Source organism: Chitinophaga sp., assembly GCF_017745275.1.
Classification (GTDB): Bacteria; Bacteroidota; Bacteroidia; order Chitinophagales; family Chitinophagaceae; genus Chitinophaga.
This window is the reverse complement of sequence record NZ_JAGHZS010000003.1, coordinates 230,385-250,826: the sequence shown is the minus strand read 5'-3', so window position 1 is coordinate 250,826 and position 20,442 is coordinate 230,385. Positions and strand designations below refer to the sequence as shown.

At 43.2% G+C, this 20,442-nt stretch carries 23 protein-coding genes; 8 read left to right on the top strand and 15 right to left on the bottom strand.

What is annotated here, in order from left to right:
- Positions 1 to 13: 13 nt before the first annotated feature.
- Complete coding sequence (locus J7623_RS10510) at positions 14 to 847, bottom strand: universal stress protein (protein WP_291919939.1); 834 nt, start codon at positions 845 to 847, stop codon at positions 14 to 16.
- A gap of 216 nt (positions 848 to 1,063) precedes the next feature.
- Positions 1,064 to 2,581, bottom strand: coding sequence for a lysine--tRNA ligase (gene lysS, locus J7623_RS10505; RefSeq protein ID WP_291919937.1), 1,518 nt, complete (start codon positions 2,579 to 2,581; stop codon positions 1,064 to 1,066).
- A gap of 290 nt (positions 2,582 to 2,871) precedes the next feature.
- On the opposite strand from lysS, the gene J7623_RS10500 reads away from it, so the two are divergent.
- The gene (locus J7623_RS10500; RefSeq protein WP_291919935.1) at positions 2,872 to 5,022 is read left to right on the top strand and encodes a S9 family peptidase; all 2,151 of its coding nucleotides are present in this window, start codon (positions 2,872 to 2,874) and stop codon (positions 5,020 to 5,022) included.
- 700 nt (positions 5,023 to 5,722) lie between these two features.
- Here J7623_RS10500 and J7623_RS10495 read toward each other — a convergent pair.
- From J7623_RS10495 to J7623_RS10480, 4 genes are all read right to left on the bottom strand, one after another.
- Positions 5,723 to 6,061, bottom strand: coding sequence for a tRNA-binding protein (locus tag J7623_RS10495; RefSeq protein ID WP_291919933.1), 339 nt, complete (start codon positions 6,059 to 6,061; stop codon positions 5,723 to 5,725).
- 266 nt (positions 6,062 to 6,327) lie between these two features.
- Complete coding sequence (lptC, locus tag J7623_RS10490) at positions 6,328 to 6,879, bottom strand: LPS export ABC transporter periplasmic protein LptC (RefSeq protein WP_291919931.1); 552 nt, start codon at positions 6,877 to 6,879, stop codon at positions 6,328 to 6,330.
- Positions 6,880 to 7,014: 135 nt separating this feature from the next.
- Positions 7,015 to 8,310, bottom strand: coding sequence for a hypothetical protein (locus J7623_RS10485; protein ID WP_291919929.1), 1,296 nt, complete (start codon positions 8,308 to 8,310; stop codon positions 7,015 to 7,017).
- Positions 8,311 to 8,480: 170 nt separating this feature from the next.
- The gene (locus tag J7623_RS10480; protein ID WP_291919928.1) at positions 8,481 to 9,116 is read right to left on the bottom strand and encodes an LON peptidase substrate-binding domain-containing protein; all 636 of its coding nucleotides are present in this window, start codon (positions 9,114 to 9,116) and stop codon (positions 8,481 to 8,483) included.
- A gap of 171 nt (positions 9,117 to 9,287) precedes the next feature.
- On the opposite strand from J7623_RS10480, the gene J7623_RS10475 reads away from it, so the two are divergent.
- The 4 genes from J7623_RS10475 to J7623_RS10460 all read left to right on the top strand — a co-directional run bounded on the left by J7623_RS10475 (position 9,288) and on the right by J7623_RS10460 (position 12,432).
- The gene (locus J7623_RS10475; RefSeq protein WP_291919926.1) at positions 9,288 to 10,334 is read left to right on the top strand and encodes a glycosyltransferase family 1 protein; all 1,047 of its coding nucleotides are present in this window, start codon (positions 9,288 to 9,290) and stop codon (positions 10,332 to 10,334) included.
- A gap of 39 nt (positions 10,335 to 10,373) precedes the next feature.
- Positions 10,374 to 11,282, top strand: a complete 909-nt coding sequence (gene meaB / locus J7623_RS10470; protein WP_291919924.1) for a methylmalonyl Co-A mutase-associated GTPase MeaB — start codon at positions 10,374 to 10,376, stop codon at positions 11,280 to 11,282.
- A 3-nt stretch (positions 11,283 to 11,285) separates the two neighbouring features.
- Positions 11,286 to 11,951, top strand: a complete 666-nt coding sequence (locus J7623_RS10465) for a DNA alkylation repair protein (RefSeq protein WP_291919923.1) — start codon at positions 11,286 to 11,288, stop codon at positions 11,949 to 11,951.
- 154 nt (positions 11,952 to 12,105) lie between these two features.
- A complete protein-coding gene (locus tag J7623_RS10460) occupies positions 12,106 to 12,432 on the top strand; it encodes a multidrug efflux SMR transporter (RefSeq protein WP_291919921.1) in 327 nt (108 codons plus the stop codon).
- A gap of 40 nt (positions 12,433 to 12,472) precedes the next feature.
- Here the strand turns inward: J7623_RS10460 and J7623_RS10455 are convergent, their stop codons facing one another.
- Positions 12,473 to 13,723, bottom strand: a complete 1,251-nt coding sequence (locus J7623_RS10455; RefSeq protein ID WP_291919919.1) for a chloride channel protein — start codon at positions 13,721 to 13,723, stop codon at positions 12,473 to 12,475.
- 186 nt (positions 13,724 to 13,909) lie between these two features.
- Here J7623_RS10455 and J7623_RS10450 point away from each other — a divergent pair, with 186 nt between their 5' ends.
- The 3 genes from J7623_RS10450 (at position 13,910) to J7623_RS10440 (ending at position 15,499) form a co-directional block, all read left to right on the top strand.
- Positions 13,910 to 14,488, top strand: coding sequence for a protoglobin domain-containing protein (locus J7623_RS10450; RefSeq protein ID WP_291919917.1), 579 nt, complete (start codon positions 13,910 to 13,912; stop codon positions 14,486 to 14,488).
- 36 nt (positions 14,489 to 14,524) lie between these two features.
- Complete coding sequence (locus tag J7623_RS10445) at positions 14,525 to 14,818, top strand: DUF2024 family protein (RefSeq protein WP_291919915.1); 294 nt, start codon at positions 14,525 to 14,527, stop codon at positions 14,816 to 14,818.
- 69 nt (positions 14,819 to 14,887) lie between these two features.
- On the top strand, positions 14,888 to 15,499 hold the full coding sequence (locus J7623_RS10440) for a MarR family winged helix-turn-helix transcriptional regulator (protein ID WP_291919913.1): 612 nt from the start codon (positions 14,888 to 14,890) through the stop codon (positions 15,497 to 15,499).
- Positions 15,500 to 15,503: 4 nt separating this feature from the next.
- Here J7623_RS10440 and J7623_RS10435 read toward each other — a convergent pair whose 3' ends face one another.
- The 8 genes from J7623_RS10435 to cyoE form a co-directional block, all read right to left on the bottom strand.
- Entirely contained in the window at positions 15,504 to 15,977 is a 474-nt protein-coding gene (locus J7623_RS10435) for a GNAT family N-acetyltransferase (RefSeq protein WP_291919911.1), read from the bottom strand.
- 28 nt (positions 15,978 to 16,005) lie between these two features.
- Entirely contained in the window at positions 16,006 to 16,221 is a 216-nt protein-coding gene (locus J7623_RS10430; RefSeq protein ID WP_291919909.1) for a hypothetical protein, read from the bottom strand.
- A 62-nt stretch (positions 16,222 to 16,283) separates the two neighbouring features.
- Positions 16,284 to 16,856: a DUF420 domain-containing protein gene (locus tag J7623_RS10425; RefSeq protein ID WP_291919906.1), complete on the bottom strand. Its 573-nt coding sequence runs from the start codon at positions 16,854 to 16,856 to the stop codon at positions 16,284 to 16,286.
- Positions 16,857 to 16,930: 74 nt separating this feature from the next.
- Positions 16,931 to 17,602 (bottom strand): SCO family protein, encoded by a 672-nt coding sequence (locus J7623_RS10420; RefSeq protein WP_291919904.1) that lies wholly within the window; start codon positions 17,600 to 17,602, stop codon positions 16,931 to 16,933.
- A gap of 75 nt (positions 17,603 to 17,677) precedes the next feature.
- The gene (locus J7623_RS10415) at positions 17,678 to 18,079 is read right to left on the bottom strand and encodes a cytochrome C oxidase subunit IV family protein (RefSeq protein ID WP_291919902.1); all 402 of its coding nucleotides are present in this window, start codon (positions 18,077 to 18,079) and stop codon (positions 17,678 to 17,680) included.
- A gap of 77 nt (positions 18,080 to 18,156) precedes the next feature.
- Positions 18,157 to 18,831 carry a cytochrome c oxidase subunit 3 gene (locus tag J7623_RS10410; protein ID WP_291919899.1) on the bottom strand — a complete coding sequence of 225 codons (675 nt, stop codon included), beginning with the start codon at positions 18,829 to 18,831 and terminating at the stop codon, positions 18,157 to 18,159.
- A gap of 27 nt (positions 18,832 to 18,858) precedes the next feature.
- On the bottom strand, positions 18,859 to 19,440 hold the full coding sequence (locus J7623_RS10405) for a heme-copper oxidase subunit III (RefSeq protein WP_291919897.1): 582 nt from the start codon (positions 19,438 to 19,440) through the stop codon (positions 18,859 to 18,861).
- A gap of 2 nt (positions 19,441 to 19,442) precedes the next feature.
- Positions 19,443 to 20,318 carry a heme o synthase gene (cyoE, locus tag J7623_RS10400; protein ID WP_291919895.1) on the bottom strand — a complete coding sequence of 292 codons (876 nt, stop codon included), beginning with the start codon at positions 20,316 to 20,318 and terminating at the stop codon, positions 19,443 to 19,445.
- Positions 20,319 to 20,442: the final 124 nt, after the last annotated feature.

Below are 20,442 nucleotides of genomic sequence, written 5' to 3'. Positions count from 1 at the left end.
TCAAAAGTATATATTATTCGTGTAATGTCAACAGTGGTATATGTGTTTTGTAGGCCAGTTTCAGTGTACGGCTGCGCCTGAAAATGCTTTCAAATAATCCATGCTTTTTAGGGATGGTGAGCACGATGTCTGCGTTATTTTCTTCCGCAAATTCTACAATTCCTTCTACCACATCCGGGTTATCGATAAAATGATATACCGGGTGGAAATCTTCCAGCAGCGTGTCCAGCATTAATGTTTCAAAAGGCGTATCTGTGCTGAAATGCCGGCTTTCATGATCGATATTGATCACGTGCAATTCTGCGTTAAAGATATGCAGTAACTTTTTCAGCGGCTCTACTGGCGTAGTTTCGGCTACTTTACGAAGATCTGCTGCAAACACTATTTTTTCAATTGGCTTATACTTCGCATTACCAGGGATAATCAGCACCGGGTAACTGGTATGTTTTACCACGTCTATGGTATTAGAGCCAATCAGCACTTCTTCCATCTTACTACCACCGGTAATTCCCATCACAATCAGGTCTACTTCTTCGTTCTTACACACCTCTTCAATAGTAGCAGCCAGCAGGGTATTGTCTGCCCGTGTTACCAATGAAGCATCTGCAGGTACCAGGTCTTGTAATTCTTTCTTCATCTTCTCCAGTCCTTCCTGGCTGGCGGCCTGCAGGTCATCCGGGTTTACCATGGGTATCATGGTGGGTATATCCGGAACAGGAACAATCAGCTCATATGCGTGATACAATACAATACGGGTGCTGCCAAGGTTTTTGGCGAGTGACAGCGCATAAATAGCTGCATTGTAGGCGGTATCCGAAAAATCAGTGGGTACTAAGATTGTTTTCATATGGCTAATTTTAAGATACAGTGAAGTGCTACTTAAAGTTAACGATGTGCATTGGTATATGAACGCCTACTGAAAATTTGATGCCACTTTTTTAATGAGCTAAAAGCAGAAAGCATAAAGCATAAAGCTATTGTAGCGAATGATGAGAGCAATTGGGTAATTTATTACTCGCTCTCATCATTCGCTACAATAGCTTTATGCTTTCTGCTTTCTGCTTTATGCTTTCTGCTGCTCCGGTTTCATCTGTGGGAAGAAGAGCACATCCTGGATAGATGGCTGGTTCGTCATCAGCATCGTTAAGCGGTCAATACCGATACCGATACCAGAGGTAGGCGGCATACCGTATTCCAGGGCGCGTAAGAAGTCGTAGTCAATGTACATGGCTTCATCATCGCCACGTTCCATGAGTTGCACCTGTTCTTCGAAACGTTCACGCTGGTCAATCGGGTCATTCAGCTCACTATAGGCGTTGGCTATTTCTTTACCATTCACCATTAATTCAAAACGCTCTACCAGTCCGGCTTTGCTGCGATGTTTCTTTGTCAGCGGGCTCATTTCCACAGGGTAGTCGGTAATGAAAGTAGGCTGAATATAGTTGCCTTCGCATTTCTCACCGAAAATTTCATCTATCAGTTTCGCCTTTCCTAATTTAGGATCTACGTGTATGCCTAATTGTTTGCATACATCGCGGAGTTGGGCTTCGTCCATATTGGCGATATCGATGCCGGTATGTTCCAGGATAGCTTCATACATGGATACACGACGGAACGGCGCTTTGAAGTCGATGGTTTTATCGCCTACCTGAACAGCAGTAGTGCCGTGTAAGGTAATGGCTATTTTTTCCAATAACGACTCGGTAGTACGCATCATCCATTCATAATCTTTGTAGGCGGCATACATTTCCATTACGGTAAATTCCGGGTTATGGGTACGGTCCATTCCTTCATTACGGAAGTCTTTTGCGAACTCATATACTCCTTCAAAGCCGCCTACGATCAGGCGTTTCAGGTATAATTCGTTGGCTATACGCAGGTAGAGTGGCATGTCCAGTGCATTGTGATGCGTTACAAACGGACGTGCGGTAGCACCACCAGGAATTGGCTGAAGAATTGGCGTTTCTACTTCCAGGTAGCCCAGGTTATTGTAGAAATCGCGGATGGTTTGCATGATTTTGGTGCGTTTGATAAACACCTCTTTCACTTCCGGGTTGATCACCAGGTCTACGTAACGCTGACGGTATTTGAATTCCGGATCGGTTACTTCATCAAATACTTCTCCTTCCTTCTCTTTTACCATTGGTAATGGACGCAGCGATTTGGCCAGGATGGTAATTTCCTTGGCATGGATAGAGGTTTCGCCGGTTTTAGTAATAAAACCGTAACCTTTTACACCTATAAAGTCGCCGTGATCGAGTAGTTTCTTAAATACAACATCATACAAAGATTTGTCTTCGCCGGGGCAGATATCATCCCTGCGGATGTATACCTGTATACGTCCTACGCTATCCTGGATCTTGACAAATGCTGCCTTACCCATATCACGTACGGCCATAACGCGACCTGCCAGACATACCTGCTGGAATTGCTCTTTCGTTTCTTCCGAATACTTGGAAACTATATTAACGGAAGTATCATTAACCGGGTACTCCGCTGCAGGGTAGGGATCTATACCTAAATTATGCAGCTCCTGTAATTTTTCCCGGCGTATAATCTCTTGCTCAGATAATTGTGTCATGTAGTAAGTTGTAATTCCTATTGGAGTGCAAAAATAGTAAAAAGGGCTGTAAGACTACAGCCCTCTTATTTTTTGACCATATCCTATGAAAACCGTTTTAAAGGTAACCGCTTCCACTGCTATTTATAGCCACATTTGCCAGGCGACAGGAAATCTTTCATAATTGGTGGCATTTGGCTAATAGCCGGTTTTTCAGGGCACCCCGTTTGTGTAAATTGTCAAGAGTATTTTATAGTTATGCTTATTTTCGCCCGCTAACGACAAGATAAAACCACCTGATTTTACAAATTATGAGAAGCGAACAATGGTTTAAGCCAACCACCATCAGCAGTATTGCCTTATTGCTGCTGTCAGCCCCCTGTTTGCATGCGCAACAAAAGCAGGATATTACTTTCGAACAGGCCTTTAAAGGCAAAAACACCGGTATTACCAAACCATTGCCCGCCATCCGGGAATGGACCGATGCGGAACATTACCTGGAAATGCGTCCTGATGCGGCTAACGGCCGTATGCAGGCCTGGGCAATAGACGCCCGTACCGGCAAAGCCACCATATATACTGCACCGGTAGACGGCCCCAGTGTAGAAGTACGTGAAAAAGATGTGTTTTACAAAGCCGCCGATGGCAACTCCGTACGTTTAACCAATGATGCCGCAGAAGAAAAAAATCCTACCCTTTCTCCGGATGGAAAATATGTAGCATTCACCCGTAACAATGACCTCTATAGCGTAGAAGTAGCCACCAAAAAGGAAACCCGTTATACCAATGATGGTTCCGATGTTATCTACAATGGTTGGGCATCCTGGGTATATTATGAAGAAATCCTGGGAAGACCTACCCGTTACCGCGCTTTCTGGTGGAGCCCCGACAGTCGCAAGATTGCTTATATGCACTTCAACGACAGCAAAGTGCCGGTATTCCCTATCTACAGTGAAAAAGGCCAGCACGGCTACCTGGAAAACACCCGTTATCCTAAAGCCGGTGATCCTAACCCCACTGTGAAAGTAGGCGTAGTACCCGTTTCTGGTGGCGCTACCACCTGGGCCGATTTTAACGAAAATGACGACCAGTACTTCGGTATGCCTTTCTGGACAGACGACAGCCAGCAATTGTGGATGCAGTGGATGAACCGCGGACAGGATAATCTGAAAATATACAGCATCAACCCACAAACCGGCGCTAAGAAAGAAATCTACGATGAAAAGCAAAAAACCTGGATCGATTGGTTCGATGCGGTGCCTTTTGTACAAAATAACCAGGGCTTCCTGCTACAGAGCGATAAAACAGGCTGGTCGCACCTGTACCTCTATAACATGAACGGCTCTCTGAAAAAGCAGCTGACTTCCGGCAACTGGACCGTGAAAGAGGTATTACAGATAGATGATAAAAACCAATTGGTGTACTTCACCGCGCGGAAAGAGGCTTCTACCCGTTTTGACCTGTATAAAGTAAGCATGAAAACGGGAGTGATTACCCGTTTAACCAAAGGCGATTATACCAACGCTATCAAAATAGCGCCTGGTGGCAAGTACTTCATTACCACTTATTCCAATTTACAAACGCCGGCTAAAATGGCCCTGATGGACAATAACGGCAAAGTGATCCGGGAACTGGGCGACAGCAAAGGGGAGCATTTTGATGATTACAACCTGGCCAAAACGGAACTCAAAACATACAAAACCCGCGACGGTCTTACGTTACCATATACCATCACGATGCCCCTGCATATGGAGCCAGGTAAAAAATACCCTATCCTGATCAGCATTTACGGTGGCCCTAATGCAGGTACGGTATATGACACCTGGAAATACAACAACACCCAACAATGGTGGGCACAGGAAGGCGTAATCCAGGTGGCGATAGACAACCGTAGCAGCGGTCAATTAGGTAAAATGGGAATGAATTATATCCATCGCCAGTTGGGCAAGCATGAAATTGAGGATTATATGGATGCTGCTATGATGCTACGGGCAGAACCCTGGGCGGATAGCAACAAAATATGTATGACTGGCGGCAGCTTTGGCGGCTACATGACTTGTATGGCCCTCACTTATGGCGCGGATGTGTTTACCCATGGTATGGCCAATTTCGCCGTAACTGACTGGCAGTTATATGATAGCCACTATACCGAACGATATATGGATACGCCGGCTGAAAATCCGGATGGCTATAAAGCTACTTCTGTGATGACCTACGCTGATAAATACAAAGGTTTGATCCGTATTGTACATGGCACTATGGATGATAACGTACACATGCAGAACTGTATTCAGCTAATTGACAAGCTGGAGAACCTGAATAAACATTTTGAATTTATGCTATATCCCGGAGAGCGTCATGGCTGGGGAGGTTTAAAAAATGTGCATTCATCTGCCGAATCCTACCGGTTTATTTATAATAACCTGCTGAGTAAGCCCTTTCCTGCTCAACTCCAGCAATAGCGTTCACAACGTTTAAATGATTATTACGGCCCGCCTGCAGCACATGCTGTATGTTGGGCCGTAAGTCGTTTAATACCAACAACAAAAATAAGTTTGCGGAGATAATTACTGATGTGTGTACAAAGGGAGAAGATATGATTCGGGAGGTGTAGAAAAAGAAACAGGGCTGCAAGACTACAGCCCCGAAAAATTTTAACCATATCTTTATTGAAAAACCTATACCAAAGGTGACCGTTTTTTACGATACTGCAGTGAGCATTCTAGTGAATGATATATTTTATCCGGTAAACGTAGGGAAAAAGAAGGTGAACGTATGAAGGCAAAAAACGCTTCAAGATAACTTCAAATACGACTATTCTGACACAATTTATTGATTATCAATTGTAATAGATGTTCAAACACCTATTTAGCTATTTTTGGACGGTGAAGCTGGAAGAGTAATAAAAAAGGGTGGTAAGAATACCGCCCTTGTAATAATTTTAACCATATCCTATGAAAAACCTAGAACAAAGATATATCGCCGGATTTAGTCTTATGTTTCATTTCCGTGAACGATGTATTATTGTTCGTGAACTGGTGATAATGGTTAATGTGTTATTATATTATTTTAATAATAATATTATTAAAAAATAGAATTAGATAAAATAACAACTTTTATTTAATTGATAATCAATATTAAAATAATATCCCTTTATTTTTACTACGCTATACGCTGCCCATTTACCACTGGCTTATCGGGCTGAAGCAATACCACCGCCTTATTATCGCCTACTACACCCAGCACAAGGCACTCAGACATAAAATTTGCAATTTGTTTTGGCGGGAAGTTCACAACTGCCACAATTTGCTTTCCGATGAGCTCTTCTTTCTGATATAAGCTGGTAATTTGAGCAGAAGATTTTTTAATTCCCAGCTCCGTCCCGAAATCTATTACGAGTTGATAAGAAGGATTACGGGCTTTGGGAAAGTCATTAGCTTCCAGTATAGTACCCACTCTGATTTCTACTTTTTCAAAATCCAGCCAATTGATAGTTTCCATTTGCGCTAATTTATTTGACGAAATATAGCAAATAATGAGAAAACAGGCTGGCTAACATTCACGGCTGTACGTTATAGTTTTTCGGGAGCCTGCCAATAATAAAGGAAGCCACCTGGATTGTTATCAAGAGTGGTTTTCTTGCCAAGACACCTCAAACTGGCATAATTATTGGCAATGTTCACCCAAATTTTAGGTTAAAAAATAGGTTAAAGCGAAAGAACCCCACCTGCAGAGGTGGGGTTCTTTCGTATATATCTTTCCGTTAGCTAGTTTAAATTGGTAGTACTATCCTGCACCGTAATAGGGCCACTCACTTTCAGAATTTTTTTGACGCTGAAATCTTCGTTTGCCTCAAGTCCCCATCCATGGAGGGAATCGGTAGGTGTTTTTATAAAAACTTCCTGTGTGGAGTAGAAGATCTTCCGTTTGGGATCCCAGTTTAATTCTTTGGTATCCAGTCGTTCCCCTTTCTTATTGATCACCACCACGCTATCTGATAAATAAACATTGCCTTCTTCTTCGAGGTACTTGCCTTTCTTGGCGGAAAGGGTACTTTCCAGTCCGAGGGTATCGTTGTACATGAAAACGCGTAGCCCTTTATTGAAAGCAACATAGGAAGGACGATCCAGGCTGCGCTCCATAGCCGGGGCCAGCAGCTTTGCATTTACCTTGCCATTCTGACTGAAAATAGTGACAATATCCACCCCATTTTCTGTGGCGGCTTTTTTAGAATCAAATTCCATCACCGTTTGTATATCATTCTCACAACTACTAACGGCAATGGCTATTATAAAAAACAAGATGGTTCTCTTAATCATTTTGAGCAATAATAGGCCAAAGATAGCTATTAGCAATTAGCTTTCAGCTTTTAGCAAAAATGCAGCGGAGAACATTGTATAAATGTTTATCTCCGCTGCATTTTTGCTAAAAGCTAATAGCCAGAAGCTAACTGCTTACTCGTATTTACGTTTTATAAACCACTTATCGCTTAGGGTGAAACCTAATGATACGCGGTAGATATTTTCTTTCAGCACTGTTTGGTTATTACCACGACGGGCTATTTCAAACGCCAGGTTTACCATGCTATACTGATTGGAGTAAGCCATACGACGTACAGGTAAGCCCGCGCCTACAGTAAAGCCTGTCATAGGCATTGTTACCCCATTTAATTTCAGATAATCATTCCCGTAGTAAGCTCCCAAACGGTAAGCAACCCTGTTCCAGTAACCGCTGAGGGCCATTGCGTTTGGTACAAACTGACCACCCACGGATAATTTCCAGGCGCTCTGCAGGGAGGAGTCTTTTGCGCCAAAGCTTTGAAAGTTCTGCCACTGGCTGCTATTGAAATCCACTCCAATGCTCCACTTATCGAACTTACGAAGCATGATACCCACTGCAAATTCTTCCGGATAAACCACTGTTCCTCTTTCTCCTTTTACATATTTTACGGTATCCTGGTTGGAATAGTTTCCTGCGTTATCCAATTGCAATGTTTCACTCAGCATTTCCTGGCGGGCGTGCATATTTTGCTTGAGGCTACCGGATGCACCAAAGGTGAGGTCCATTTCTTTAGCCACTTTAGCTCTGTATTGTACACCCAGCTTGTAGAAGAAGCTGCTGTAGCTGGTACGAAACATTTTATGGGAAGGATAAATGCTGGCATCCGGGAAAATTAACCGGGTATTGTTTTCAATATTCCCGAACAGGTAGCCCAGGTTTGCTCCAATACTAAAGTGGCCAATGCGTACACCGGTACCGGCATACAACTGATAAAGACCGCCACTGCCCTCATATTTGTTGGTCAGCGGATACTTCAGGGTATCAAAATAGGCACCGTTAAATCCTTGTTGGATATTATAGGAAGACCTTGTTACCGGACGAAGTCCCAGGTTCAGGCCCCATTTATTAATGATTAATGGTATTCCCAATTGCAGATAGGAGAGTGTACCGAAACCGGAGCTGAATTTATTTCCCTGGTCGGTAATAGATCTGCCTCCTCCTTCCACTCCTACGTCGAAGGTTGTTAACACCAAACTGGAATAACTGGCCGGATTAACAAAGTTAACCGACTGTGGATCGCTATAACCCTGAGAAACTCCACCCATACCACGGTTTACCGTGTTTTGGTTGTTATTCAGATCTCCTAATCCGTAGCGGGAATATGGTGAGTTGTCCTGTGCGATAGCCTTATTTGCGATCAGGAAGAAGCTTCCCAGCAAGCAAAGAATACTGACTTTTGTCCAATACATTGAGTTACAGAATTGAGTTTAAGCCCTTATTCCTGTTAAAATATGGGTCTGCAAATATCTACTTTTTAAGGCGTGAAGCAAAAAAAACAAAAAAGCTACCTGTTAAATACACGTTAAAGTTCCCTTTCAGGGCTCATGAAACGCATACCAGGCGGGCATCTTACTAAAAATTATAAATTATCGGCAGATAAGTTCCGGAAGTGGCCGTTCAGCATAACTCTCTCTTTCAGCCTTTCCATTTCCGCCATCATGGGAATTACCTTGTGCAGATGACGTTTCAGGTATTCCAGTCGCTGTGTTTCATAAAAGAGATGTAGCAGTTCATACTCCTCATCCAGCGACAACCCGGCATGATGCGCCAGGTCGTAGGAGCAGAGCTGGTCATCTTCTTTCCGGAATGTTTTATGAATTTGCAGGATGGCGTGTAGTTCCCGCACCCCGTGTAATACCTCCTGTAAAAGCCGGGAATTGCCTTCCTCACTATTTTCCGGATAATTTACAATGGCCCCGGTATATAGTTTATCGGGAATTTCCCCTACCTGCTCCAACATCCGGAAAACGCTGTCACCAGTGGTTACAATGTCCATTTCCCCGGTTTCATATATTTTTTCTACCTTTTTTATTTGCACCAGTGTTCCATATTCCATAATTTTTTTATTTATTACAGTTGGAATTCCAAAAGGCTTATGTTCAGTGATGCAGGCAGCCACTAATTGCTTGTACCGGGGCTCAAAAACGTGAAGGTTTAATTGCTCTCCCGGATACACTACAATTCCAAGCGGAAATATGGAAATAAAATTTGTCATTAGTATAATAGTACGCAATTGGACTGACAACCAATATACGTTAGTAAGATAATTTATCCGGCAAAGGGTAAAAGATAATTATCTTTTTTTCGTAAAAAGTTGTAATATCTTCGCTTAAGCATTTAGTTATATATAAATATATACCAGACAATTATTCAAACTGATTAATATATGCCAAGATTTGTGATAGACTGTGAAAGGTTGAAATATCCGAACAACGGTCTATATACTTATTGCAGCGAACTTGGCCAATCTTTGCTCAAGCTGGTGGCGCCTCCGGAAGAACTTTACTTCTATTTGCCATCCTATCGGCAAACCATTTTTTCGGAACAAGCTCACTATAATCAAAAGGCCTGGCACAAGCTATGGATGCCCTATTCCAAGGACATCCAGGTGTGGCATACCACCTATCAACTTTCCGACTATTCTCCTGAATCTTCCAACATTAAGCGGGTTTTAACTATTCACGACCTGAATTTTTTATATAAACCCAATTATAAACACAGAATATCCGGTCAATTAGCCAAGGTACAACGGATGATCAATAGGGCAGATCATCTTATTGCCATCTCTAATTATGTTAAACAAGATGTGCTTCAGCACCTTAACATAGGAGATACCCCTTTAAGTGTTATTTATAATGGGTGCAACATCAAATCGTTCCCCGATTTTGATAACCCGGTGTATCGCCCCAACAGGCCATTTTTATTCACCATCGGTACCATATTGCCTAAAAAGAACTTCCACGTGATTCCCTGTCTGCTTAAAGATACAGATTACGAGCTGATCATTGCGGGCAATGCCAATACTTCCTATCAAAAACAGATATTACAGGAAGCAGCGTATTATGGCGTACAGGACCGCGTGAAAATTCTGGGACCTATTGACGAAGAAAGCAAATACTGGTACTTCAGTCATTGTGCTGCATTTGTATTTCCTTCCATCGCAGAAGGCTTTGGCATCCCTGTAATAGAAGCCATGCATCATGGCAAACCGGTTTTCCTGTCTAATAAAACCAGCCTTCCGGAAATAGGCGGCGACCTGGCTTACTACTTCGACAACTTTGATCCGCTATATATGCGGGAAGTATTTGCCAAAGGCATGGCACATTATGCAGCCACCCAGCCGATGGCCGCCATTAAAAAACATGCGGATAGCTTTAGCTGGGATGAAATAGGAGAACAATACCTGAATGTTTATCGCTCTTTACTGGTGTAACCGGCAGACCCCTTATTTTTGTTCCTGAATATTTACAAAATGTACCAACAGTATATACCCGGATTATTAAGCGGTGATATAAAATCATTGGCCCGTTGCATTTCCCTCGTAGAAAATGAAGCAGCAGGGTACGAGCAACTGTTGGAACAACTCCCCGTGAGCCATCATACCATTGTAGCCGGCATAACCGGACCTCCCGGCGCCGGAAAAAGCACACTGGTCAATGGCTTGATTACATCGCTGCTGGAACAAAATAAAAGCGTTGCTATCATTGCTGTAGATCCATCTTCTCCTTTCAACTTCGGTGCACTCCTGGGCGACCGGATCCGGATGAGTCAACATTTTAATCATCCGAACGTATTTATCCGCTCCATGGCCAGCAGAGGCGCTCTTGGCGGCTTAAGCCCCAAGATTATAGAAGTAAGCGACCTGATTAAAGCTGCGAAGTTTGACTACCTTTTTATTGAAACAGTAGGCGTAGGACAAAGCGAAGTTGAAATAGCCGGTGTGGCAGATACCACCGTAGTAGTAGTAGTGCCGGAAGCCGGCGATGAAATACAAACCATGAAAGCCGGGCTGATGGAAATTGCCGACATCTTTGTGGTTAACAAAGCAGATCGCGATAACGCGGATATTTTTGTAAAAAATCTCCGCCTGCTGGCTCATAGCAAACAAACAGGCGGATGGGAAATTCCCGTGATCAAATCCATCGCCACCCAACATGCAGGCATACACGAAATTATTAACGCTATCAGCCGGCATCATGAAGCCGTTTCTCATCAGCAACCCAAACAGGTGCTGTTGCTGGCTGAAAAAGCTTACCAGCTTATACAGCACCGCCGCATGAAAGACGTGGCTAAACAAACGTTGCAACAAGAAATACAAGCCCTGCTGACGCAAAAAACGTTTAACCTTTATCGTTATATCCATACTAAAACACAGGGGTAATACATGCGTTATCATACCTTGCTTACTACTGCATTTACACCTGCCGCCAATCCAGTGAATGCTGCAGCCATGAAGCAATACCTGCGGGATCAATTCGAATTCCTGGGCATTAAAACACCAGAACGCCGCAACATTATTAAGGCATTGAAAGCGGCACATGGCTTGCCCGATTTTGCTGAAATGCCCGCACTGATAAGAGTATTGTGGGAAAAACCAGAACGGGAATATCAATACGCTGCTATTGACCTGATGCAATACTTTCACAAACAATGGACGCCCGCAGATATTCATGTGCTTGAGTACATGATCACGCATAAATCCTGGTGGGATAGTGTAGATGGTGTCATCGCTTTTGTAGCAGGTCCATGGCTGAAGAAATTCCAGGGCACCGATGCTGCGATCACCAACCGTTGGTGCAACAGTGATAACATGTGGCTACAACGCGCAGCCCTCACTTTTCAAAATGGCTATAAGCAACATACCAATGAGGCGCTTTTATATCAATACATTTTGCAACATGCACACGTCAAAGAATTTTTTATTCAGAAGGCCATTGGCTGGGCATTACGGGAGTATTCCAAAACTAATCCTGAAGGGGTGAAAGCTTTTGTGAACCGTCATCCTCTTGCACCACTCAGTAAACGGGAAGCCCTCAAAAGGATAGATTAAAAAAATTGTGCTACCTTCGCCGCATGCGTTTTACTTCATTCGGCATATCTATCGCTTACGCAGTTTTTAACTACGGTCTCTGATCCACAGAGAACGGGCATTTCGTGCCTTTTACTATTCAATATATTTTTTCTTACTTTCTAAATTCAGTATTATGCCTTGGTTATTCCTTGTCATTGGTGGACTGTTTGAAATAGGCTTTACTATTTCATTAAAGTATTCTGAGAACTTCTCAAAGCTGTGGCCTTCGATTAGTTTCATTGTATGTATCAGCTTAAGCTTTTTCTTTCTAAACAAAGCAATCAACGGTGGATTACCAATAGGTACTTCTTATGCAGTATGGACAGGTATTGGTGCTGCAGGTACTGTAATAGCTGGTATGTTATTTTTTAAAGAGCCGGCTGCATTATGGCGGATATTCTTCCTGGTATTGTTAATAGGTTCTATTATAGGATTGAAATTTGTGTCGCCGCACGATTAAGTGTAAAAAGCATTTTTGCGAAGATAAAAGCGGAAAACATTTATATGGTTTCCGCTTTTGTCTTAAATACAGTGACCAGTGATATACAAAAGGAAACACAACAGGCTGCTACAACCGGTAATATCGTATTCACATCATGTGTTAACTCTACCGCAAGTACCATGGCAGTAAACAGGGCCCTTGAAGTTCCTGCCAGCATAGCTGCCATACCCGCCAGCACAAGGGTACCGGAATGTATTACTACTGCGGGAAATAATAATTGTATGACTACACCTACCAACAATGCTGCAGCGCCACCTGTTACCAATACCGGTATAATGCCACTACCCGTTTTATAAGCGCTGGAAAAGAACAACCATGCGACCAATTTTACAACAGCCAATGCAACCAGGATAGACAAGGTAACATGCGCCTGTAACAGATCATTCATATAATTGTTACCTGTTCCTAATGCCCTTGGAGAAATATAGCCTGCTACACCTGTTACCAATGCTGCCAGCAATAAAATCCAACGGCTATATGTAGTTAGCTTTCCAAACAATTTATCTATCAAACCGGATAAATTCATACTCATCTTAGCCCATAACCCTACCAGCACCCCTACGCCAAGATAAGCCAGCAAGGCCTGCATGGTTACATTTGGTGCCGCAGGAATGTTGAACACCGGCGTGGCTCCCCTAAGCAGATAACTGCCGATACCGGCAGTTATAGCCGCCAGGATTACAGGAATCATGGTGTTAATAGTAACCACCACAAAAAAACATTCTGTTACCAGCAATATAGCTGCTATAGGCGCACCAAAGAGACCAGCTAACGTGCTACATGTGCCAGCAACAAAAAGTACATAGCATTCGCCGGGGCTGCAGCGAAGTAATTTACCGATCCAGTTTCCAATTGCTCCGTTAAATATCATGACAGGACTTTCTATCCCCATTGGAGCACCGTTGCCTATGGCAACCGTGAGGCCGATAGCATTGAGAAAACCTTTGTTGTATTTACTTAGCCAGGTTAACAGTAGGGCACCTGCAACGGGAATAACAATGATCCATATACCTAGGTCTTCATTTTCAGGTGTGCCGACCTCCTTGCTAATGTCCCCAAAAAAAGATAACGCCATGAGCCATTGAACAAGCAGGGTTAGCAGCTTCCCAACTGCTACTCCCATAGCCGCCACTAACATAGCTGCTATCGAGAGGTACAACACCCGCGATGTTTTCTTTATTCGTGTGTATTCCTGCCCATCTGGTATGGGTACTATACGAAAAGCCCTGCTGGTGATATAATGTACCATAATGCAATTGGTTATAAACAATCACATCAAAGCTATAGTGTTCGTTTTACAATCACAAATAAAATTATATTAATATATCAATTACCTAACGTGAAATACCCTACGATTACGATATAATTTTTTTAGTTAGGCAACCTTATTATATTTGTAATAACCAATCCGTGAAGGACATATAAATCTACATGTATGAATAACGCTATGCAGTATGGCACAGCGGGCTCAGGTAACCCTAAATCCCCACTGGATGCGCAAGTATTAGTCAAGCTAAAACGAATGCTGTTGTTCACGCATGATGATGAACAATATCTGCTGATGGCAGGAGATATTTTGCTGGCGCATACAGAAGATATCCTGGACAACTGGTATGATTACATTTTAAAGAATAACTACCTCGCTTATTATTTTACGCGGGGAGGTGCGCCTGATTTAGATTATCTGCAAACCCTGCGGCCTCAGTTCCGGCAATGGCTGATTGATCTATGTACGAGGCAGGAGGGGAACACCTGGTGGCAATTTGAAGAACGTATTGCGGCGCAGCTGCAATTAAAGCCGGTGGCGGATATGGATCTCGCCGCGTTGCCACTTGAATATCTGCGGTATATGTCCACTTTTATTTATCCCGTGGCGGAAGCTGGCAGACCTTATCTCAGCCAGCATGGGCATCCGGTGGCCGAGGTAGAGCGCATGCAACAGGCGTGGTTTAAAGCAATTAGTTTTAGTGTGCTGTTATGGGTTTATCCGGATGGGTCATCTCCCTCTTTTTAATATAACCGTTTACGTTAGTAATAAAAGTTCCGGGACATGGAAGTAGCTGTTTATGATACCTACGTTAAGAGAAAAGATGGGAGTCATCTGCATTTCAATATTATAGTCAACAAGGATACCCGGTTTGAGGAAGTATTGGTATTTGGTAAGAAATACCTGCAGGGCAGAAGGGGGGAGGAGCTGTTCATTTTGCGTAAAGACTGCAGATTTTCACATATTACTGAGGTAATACCGCGGTGGGAAGTGCAAATTTTGCGGAAAGGCTACTATATTTATGAACTGGAGGGTTGTCGAGGCAAAAAGCGGGATTTGAACAAGGAATGTCACTAATATGCTATTTCCCGCGATATATTTATATTGTACCTTGCCCCACTAAACTATTAAGGACAGCAAGACAATATGGGGAAAGTTTCCACATTCAGCCCTGCACAGCAGGCAGAAAACACATCTAGTAAAGTAGTGGCCTCCCTGGAGCGATTATCAGAAGCCTTCCGCGTACTATTATGGCAAGAGGCCACCCAGTATGGACTTAGTCCGATACAAATTCAGGTACTTACCTTTTTACTGCATTACCCGGAGGAAAAACGTACTGTAACCACTTTGGCATCGTATTTTAACATGACCAAAGCGACCATCAGTGATGCCGTAAAATCGCTGGAACAAAAGCAATACCTGACCCGTAAAGCAAGTGCTACAGACACACGTAGCCACACTTTACATCTCGTAAAAGAAGGACGGGCTATTGCCAAAAAAGTAGAACAGTTTGCCAATCCTTTGCAGGAAACAGTAGATCACTTATCTGCCAAAGAGCAGAACGGGTTGCTGGAGCAATTGATGCAGCTTATTTACCAGCTTAACCAGCAGGAAGTTATTTCCACACAACCTATGTGCTTTAATTGCCAGGCACTCTCCGAAAAGAAAGGATACTACTGTAACAAGTTGAAGATGTCCTTAAACAACGGTGGATTGCGGGTAGATTGTCAGGTATTTGAACTTCGGGAAGAAGTGTAGCCAACTATTGTACACGGGGTAGCTGGCAGGTCATCTCATTATCGCCGGCTACAAAACCAAACTGCTCGTATAATAAACGTCCATCATCGCTGGTATGTAGGCTTACCTTACCGGTATTACGTGTTTTTGCTTCATCAATCAACTTTTGCAGCAAAATCTTTGCAATGCCTTTACGCCGGAAAGCGGGAAGGGTATACACGTTCAGGATATAGGCTACTTTGCCTTCCAGGTTGTGGTACAGCGGTGGCTGGTTATAAAAAACTATGCCGGCGCTGGCTACTACCTTGCCTTCACTATCGGCAAACCAGTTTACGAAGCTATTTTTGGAAAGGTGTTCTGTTAAATACTCCCGGAGATGCGTTTTCAATATTTCATCCTGGGAAACATCCGCTTTAGGGTAAATTTCTTTCAGAAATTGCAGCCGCAAATGCACTAACTGCGGGATATCTGTTATATCCGCCTTTCTGTAGGTAATCATAGTTTTGGGTTATTCGTCGTTATTTTGATCAGGCTTCCTTGTTGCTCCTCCACCACCTGAAGGCGAGGAAACCTATGATAGCCAATGGCGTTAAAGCCAGCATCAGGATGCCGTTATTCAGCCCCTTTGCAGGTCCTTCTCCCAATTGTTGCGCTGTTTTAGTACACAGGGAACACTGTGCCATTACTGACCCACTCATCACCATTAAAACACCTGTTAGCAAAAACAAAGCTGCTTTCTTCATAGTATTATTCGTTTGATCCCACAAAATTAGGCCATCTCACCCAAAAAAATGGATTAAATGTATCAGTGGTAGTAAGGGGAAATCATGATGTATACAATCACACCTGTTACTGCTACATAAAACCAGATGGGCCAGGTAATACGGGCAATTTTGCGGTGACGGGAAATATCATTCTGGAAGCCACGCAACAAGGTAAACAATACCAGGGGAACAATAATACCTGCCAGCACAATATGCGTCAGCAGCAGGAAATAATACACATAGCGTATACCTCCCAGCACTGCTTTCTCTGCAGCATCTACCACACCATTATGATCCAGGTCGCCAAAACGTGTTTCCGGCGCCAGTGCATGGTAGGTAACATAAGACAACAGGAAAATGGCAGATAGCCCCACGGCTACCAGGTTGGTAGTTTTGTGGGCTTTTACATGGCCATTTTTAATAAAGTAGAGGCTGGCTAATAACAGCACTGCTGTAGCAGTATTTAAAATAGCATGGAACAAGGGCAATATCCTGATATCAAAGCCAGGGTGCATTTCCGGCTTTGGAAGAAAGAACAATAATGCCACTAACGCCGGGATTGCAATAGATACAATGGTAATAGGCGTGTTGAGATTTTTATTTTTAAGTTCCATGTCTGCTAAAATATAAAGGTGAATAAGGTAAGGTGAACACCCTTTCCTTATTCACCCTTTAAATAAATGATGTATTATTTTTCTCCGGAGAACAGTTTCTTGAGGAAGGCTCCAAAGCCCGGCCGATGTCTTTCCTTTGCCAGATGCAGTATGGAGATATCCCCTGCGCATTTTTTTACAGCATTGGAATCAAGACCGTTATAATATCCCCTGATGTTTCCGTTTTTATCAATCAGCACTAGTTTCTCTGTATGTATAAAGTCATCCGGGCCACCATCTCCTTTTGTAACAGAAACGAAAAAGTCGTTTCGGGCGAGGTCATAGATTTCCTTTTTACTACCGGTGAGTAACCACCAGTTATCTGGATTGATTTGGTAGTCGTATGCGTATTTGCGCAATTTTTCTACGGTATCTCTTTCCGGATCTACAGAAAAGGAGAGCATCTGCAATAAAGAATCATTCTTTACGTAGGCACTCTGTATCTTTTTCAGATTCTTTGTGAGTGTAGGACAGATACTTGGGCAGGAGGTAAAAAAGAAATCGACGAGTATTACTTTTCCTTCCATGTCTTTCAAACTTACCTGTTGACCAAGTTGATTGGTAAGCTTAAAGTCCCTGATTTTATGAAAAACGGTATCGTAGGAAACTTTACCATTCTCCGTCACCGTATCTACTCTTTCGGGAATGAAGTAACCGGGTACTGGTATCACATTTTTCCCATAGTGATCTACAATGAGATAACCCAAAAGTGGCACCAATATAGCCAATGAAACCCCTAATAAAGCCCTGCGAGTAATGATCCTGACAATTTATTAATGAAATTAATGATGCTTTTCAGCTGGCGCTACCTTTTGTACTTCTACAGGAGTACCTGGTCTGAGGTCTTTCCGCATGTTTTTCCAGGAATCACCTTCATAAAGGAAAGCGATAATAAACCAAACGAATAACAGTAAAGGTACCAAGACAGTCATGATCAGGTTTTTGATTTCATGACCTAAGTGCATGAATTCAGCTACGATATAGAATGCTTTCACCAGTGTAAGACCAATAAATATTGCGTTCAGTAACACTCTTGGCAGGAAACCGTATTCCAGGTGTAAGAATGCCAGACCTACTTCTACCAATGTGATACACAACAGGATCCAGAACGTTCTCCAGATTGATTTGGTAGATGAATCAGTATGTGCACTTTCATGCCCTGCCGCAGTATGTGTATGCTCCATTATTCTTTAAATTAAAAATTCGTAAAATTCAGATTCAATAATTGTGACAAACCTTGTATAAAGCTACCTGTCTAAGATCAGAGCAGGTAGAAGCAGGTGAATACGAATACCCAAACCAGGTCTACAAAGTGCCAGTATAATCCTACTTTTTCCACCATTTCGTAGTGACCTCTCTGATCATAAGTACCTTTCAGCACGTTAGCGAGGATAACGATATTCAACACAACGCCGGAAGTTACGTGCAAGCCGTGGAAACCGGTGATGGTAAAGAAGAAGTTGGTGAAGTTGGTAGATGCTGCTGTACCATCCACATTATGGAACGGATTGCGGCCCCACCATGCGCCTTCGTGGAACAGGTGTGTCCACTCCCATGCCTGACAGCTCAGGAAGGCGATACCGCCTACGATGGTCCACATCAGCCATTTGGCCACTGCTTTTCTATCTCTCATGTGACCGGCATGTACAGCCAGTACCATGGTTACAGAGCTCATGATGAGAATGAAGGTCATTAAGCTCACGAACATTAACGGCAATTCGGCGTGGCCCATGCCAGGAAATGATTTGAACACTTCATTCGGATCAGGCCAGGATGTGCTGGAAAACCGGATGGTACCATATGCTATCAGTAATGCGCCGAAAGTGAACGCATCTGACATCAGGAAATACCACATCATCAACTTGCCATAGCTCACATTAAAGGGAGAATATCCTCCTGCCCACCATTTTTTCTTCGCTGTAACTGCTGTATCCATTGTTAGTTTTATAAAATTTTACAAAGTTTATCTGGCGATACTTAAAAAAATTAACAGGTAAATCCACAATACGTCTACGAAATGCCAGTAAGTAGCGGCCACTTCGATGGGTACCGGGCTATAGGTGCGTACACGGGTTCTGTAGGCCCTGCCGAACATAATGAGCAGTGCAGTTACACCACCCAGCACGTGCAGCATGTGCACTCCTACGATTACATAAATAAAAGAAGCGGAAACCGGCCCATTAAGCGGCAGGCCCATATTTTTCATCTGAGAAAAACCAATCCATTGGCAAACGGCAAACACTACACCCAGTATTGCAGTCAGGGTAATGAGTTGTTTGTAACGTTGCATATTCCTTTCTTTAAATTGCTTCAAAGCCAGGTGAATCGTTAAGCTACTTGTTAAAATTACGGCAGTGGATAACCAGAAAATGTGCGGCAATTCAAATGCCAGCCAATTTGCCTGTGATCTTTTAACAATGTAAGCACTGGTAAACCCGATAAACATCATGGTAATGCTACCCATAGCAATCCATAGGGAATATTTATGCGGATGTATTTTCTTACGTTGTTCTAATGTCATAATATCCATCACTCCTCTTTTCATTTTTATGCTTTGTCCAGTAGCTGAGCCAACTGAACGATAGTCAGATAAATATAAGATCCGAACATCAACTTGCGTGCTGCGGGTACATCATTCTTTCTGTACAGGTTAATAGCCCTGTAGAGGAAGAAAACACCTGCCAGGATAGCCACTATAGCAGAGATACTGCCAGTGATTTTCAGGAGGTATGGTGCAACACCAGCAGGAATCAGCAACAGGGTGTACATAGCAGCCTGAAGGGCGGTGTACTTGTTGGGTTCTCCACTGCCAGGCAGCAGTTTGAAGCCTGCATTCGCATAATCTTTATACGCAATCCAGGCAATAGCCCAGAAGTGCGGAAATTGCCACAGAAACTGGATTGCAAATAAAGACCAGCCACCTTCTGCCAGGTTATTGGCGCCGGCTGCCCAACCGATCAACGGAGGCATTGCGCCAGGAATCGCACCTACCAATACGGCCAGTGAATTCCATTTTTTCCAGGGTGTATATACGAAACCGTACAATACCAAAGAAAGCAGGCTTAAGGAAGCAGCTAACCAGTTAAAGCAAAATCCCATAATCAGGGTACCTGCCACACCGGTAATTACTGCCAGCGCTATTGCTTCACCATTTTGCATCCGCCCGGAGGGCAGAGGACGAACGGCGGTACGCGCCATTAGCTTATCTGTATTTTTCTCCCATATCTGGTTGATGGTATTCGCTGCTCCGGAGACCAGCAAACCACCGGCAAATAATAAAAGAACTTTTATTAAGTTAAACTCCACACCAGGTACCAGCAGATAACCCACTACAGACGAAAATACCACCATAAAGGTGAGATTAAACTTCATCAGTTGAGAGTAATCTTTCGCTTTACTGGCTACTGCATACGATGACGACAATTTTATGGAGTTTTCTTGCAACATTTTATTTCTAGCCACATTCCGGGTTTAAGTCCGGAACAAATTTACAAACATCACAGTGAACAAAATTCCGGGAGGAAGATTTTCCTTGGGGGAGTTTCTT

Bases quoted from the DNA above. Each gene is read 5' to 3' on its own strand.
- J7623_RS10445 (WP_291919915.1), top strand. From the start codon at position 14,525: ATGGAAGTAGCTGTTTATGATACCTACGTTAAGAGAAAAGATGGGAGT.
- J7623_RS10480 (WP_291919928.1), bottom strand. From the start codon at position 9,116: ATGACAAATTTTATTTCCATATTTCCGCTTGGAATTGTAGTGTATCCG.
- J7623_RS10485 (WP_291919929.1), bottom strand. From the start codon at position 8,310: ATGTATTGGACAAAAGTCAGTATTCTTTGCTTGCTGGGAAGCTTCTTC.
- J7623_RS10425 (WP_291919906.1), bottom strand. From the start codon at position 16,856: ATGGAACTTAAAAATAAAAATCTCAACACGCCTATTACCATTGTATCT.
- J7623_RS10440 (WP_291919913.1), top strand. From the start codon at position 14,888: ATGGGGAAAGTTTCCACATTCAGCCCTGCACAGCAGGCAGAAAACACA.
- J7623_RS10415 (WP_291919902.1), bottom strand. From the start codon at position 18,079: ATGGAGCATACACATACTGCGGCAGGGCATGAAAGTGCACATACTGAT.
- J7623_RS10405 (WP_291919897.1), bottom strand. From the start codon at position 19,440: ATGAAAAGAGGAGTGATGGATATTATGACATTAGAACAACGTAAGAAA.
- J7623_RS10475 (WP_291919926.1), top strand. From the start codon at position 9,288: ATGCCAAGATTTGTGATAGACTGTGAAAGGTTGAAATATCCGAACAAC.
- J7623_RS10410 (WP_291919899.1), bottom strand. From the start codon at position 18,831: ATGGATACAGCAGTTACAGCGAAGAAAAAATGGTGGGCAGGAGGATAT.
- J7623_RS10430 (WP_291919909.1), bottom strand. From the start codon at position 16,221: ATGAAGAAAGCAGCTTTGTTTTTGCTAACAGGTGTTTTAATGGTGATG.
- J7623_RS10460 (WP_291919921.1), top strand. From the start codon at position 12,106: ATGCCTTGGTTATTCCTTGTCATTGGTGGACTGTTTGAAATAGGCTTT.
- J7623_RS10450 (WP_291919917.1), top strand. From the start codon at position 13,910: ATGAATAACGCTATGCAGTATGGCACAGCGGGCTCAGGTAACCCTAAA.
- J7623_RS10500 (WP_291919935.1), top strand. From the start codon at position 2,872: ATGAGAAGCGAACAATGGTTTAAGCCAACCACCATCAGCAGTATTGCC.
- J7623_RS10465 (WP_291919923.1), top strand. From the start codon at position 11,286: ATGCGTTATCATACCTTGCTTACTACTGCATTTACACCTGCCGCCAAT.
- J7623_RS10495 (WP_291919933.1), bottom strand. From the start codon at position 6,061: ATGGAAACTATCAATTGGCTGGATTTTGAAAAAGTAGAAATCAGAGTG.
- meaB (WP_291919924.1), top strand. From the start codon at position 10,374: ATGTACCAACAGTATATACCCGGATTATTAAGCGGTGATATAAAATCA.
- J7623_RS10510 (WP_291919939.1), bottom strand. From the start codon at position 847: ATGAAAACAATCTTAGTACCCACTGATTTTTCGGATACCGCCTACAAT.
- J7623_RS10455 (WP_291919919.1), bottom strand. From the start codon at position 13,723: ATGGTACATTATATCACCAGCAGGGCTTTTCGTATAGTACCCATACCA.
- J7623_RS10435 (WP_291919911.1), bottom strand. From the start codon at position 15,977: ATGATTACCTACAGAAAGGCGGATATAACAGATATCCCGCAGTTAGTG.
- lysS (WP_291919937.1), bottom strand. From the start codon at position 2,581: ATGACACAATTATCTGAGCAAGAGATTATACGCCGGGAAAAATTACAG.
- lptC (WP_291919931.1), bottom strand. From the start codon at position 6,879: ATGATTAAGAGAACCATCTTGTTTTTTATAATAGCCATTGCCGTTAGT.